Genomic DNA, 1,654 nt, shown 5'->3' with positions numbered 1-1,654 from the left:
TCGGTTCATCACCGTAAAGCTCCCCACCGTGGGAGCTAACGGCGAAAACCAAGCCATGCACCCCTGGGCAGCCTCGTTGAAGCAGGAACTTAGCACTGAATCTGCCTATGTGTAGGTTTGTGTAAGTCTAAGAGAACGGTTCAGGAGTAACGTCGCCAGAGGTCCAGGAAGCGCTCGCTCGCCGCCACCCAGGGGCTGCCGGCGGCGATCCCCAAGGCGTCGGCCAGGGCGGGGGAGGCCGCGGCGCCGGGGTTGGCCAGCAGCAGGGGCAGCGCCGAGATCAGCCGATCCCGCGGGTGACGGAGGGCCCAGCGCGCGTGGCGCAGCAGGCCCAGGGGGCCGAAGGTCTTGAGGTTGCGCGCCAGGTTGCCGGGGAGGGCCAGAGTGTCGCGCCCCTGCCCCTTGCCCAGGGTCGGCGCGGCGTAGCCCTCCCAGTCCGGGATGGGCCGCCCGAGACGCACCCCCTCGAACCAGGCCAGGGTGTCGAGCCAGAGTTGCACCATGCGTCCCTGCCAGGCCCTGGGGTCGGCGCCTGCGGCCTCGTAACGCGCGAGCCGGGGGTGAAACTTGGCCTCCATGGCCTGGTCGTACAGCCCCAGGAACTCCGCCTGGCCGGGCCAGGCGACATCGGACCCGGCCAGGCGCTCGGCCTTGGTGAGGTAGGCGGGGTGATAGCGCCGGTTGCCCGCCAGGCGGGCATCGCCGCAGGCACGCGCGGCCTTGAACAGGAACTTGAAGAAGATCTCCAGGCGCTGTCCGCTAATCGCCTCGCCGGCCTCCAGGCGTCGCTGATTCATCAGCAGCAGGCTGCCGCGGTTGAGCATGAGACGGGTCAGCTCCGCCTGGGGCAAGCCGGCGAAGGGCATGGCGGGCATCGCCGCCAAGACCCGCGGGTCGCCGGCCACCACCCGGTGGCCCCACAGCATCTCGGCGTTGATCAGGGAATAGTCGGCCGTGGCCAGGGACTCGTCACGCAACAAGGCAAAGTCCACGTCCACTCCAACCTTGCCCTTCAGCTCCAGAGAAACCCGCGCCAGGGTCTGCTCCAGGGCTGCCCGTTCGGCACGCCCCATGCCGCGGACCACGATGAAGTAGTCGTAGTCGTTGAAGGGGGCGGGTTGGCCCTCGTGCATGACGAAGCCCCCCTCCGCCCGCCCGTAACCACCCATGAGCACCAGGGCACGGAACCTGGGGGGTGTCAGGATGCGGGTCACCGCCGCCGCAATGAGTGCCTGGTCCCGGGCCACACGGGCCTCCACGGCGGCATCACCGTCGCAGGTGTAGCGGTCCGGCGGGGGGGGCAGGTCGTTATCCGGTGTCCTCATCGCGCTGCCATTCGTTCGTGGTCGGGGCCGCATTATGCCTCCTTCGGTGGCGGGGGTCAGTGCCTTTGCGCGTCTTTTCACCATCTCGGCGCCGGGGAACGCGAGAGCGGCTGAGCGATGCGCTCCGGCCAGGCGCGCACTGGATGTTCGACCAGGTGGTAGAAGGCCACACCGGCCATGTTGCAGCCGATCCAGGCGACGATCAGACCGCCCAGGTGCAAGGCCGGTTGCGTGCCACCCCAGCGGGAGAAGCCGGCGTTGATCAGTAGCGCAATGGGAAAATGTATCAGGAACAACGAGTAGGAAATCCGACTACAATAGCTCCCGAG

The 1,654-nt window shown here is 68.0% G+C and carries 2 protein-coding genes; both read right to left on the bottom strand.

All coding sequences use genetic code 11. The annotated features are described in order from the left end of the window. Positions 1 to 140 precede the first annotated feature (140 nt). Complete coding sequence (locus QZY48_RS08430; protein ID WP_295430087.1) at positions 141 to 1,325, bottom strand: hypothetical protein; 1,185 nt, start codon at positions 1,323 to 1,325, stop codon at positions 141 to 143. A 77-nt stretch (positions 1,326 to 1,402) separates the two neighbouring features. Further along, positions 1,403 to 1,654: hypothetical protein (locus QZY48_RS08425; protein WP_366929655.1), on the bottom strand; the 252-nt coding region annotated here is incomplete at its 5' end.

It is taken from the genome of uncultured Thiodictyon sp., assembly GCF_903828115.1.
Taxonomy (GTDB): domain Bacteria; phylum Pseudomonadota; class Gammaproteobacteria; order Chromatiales; family Chromatiaceae; genus Thiodictyon.
Note: the sequence above shows the minus strand (reverse complement) of the source record. Positions and strands in the feature narration are given on the sequence as shown.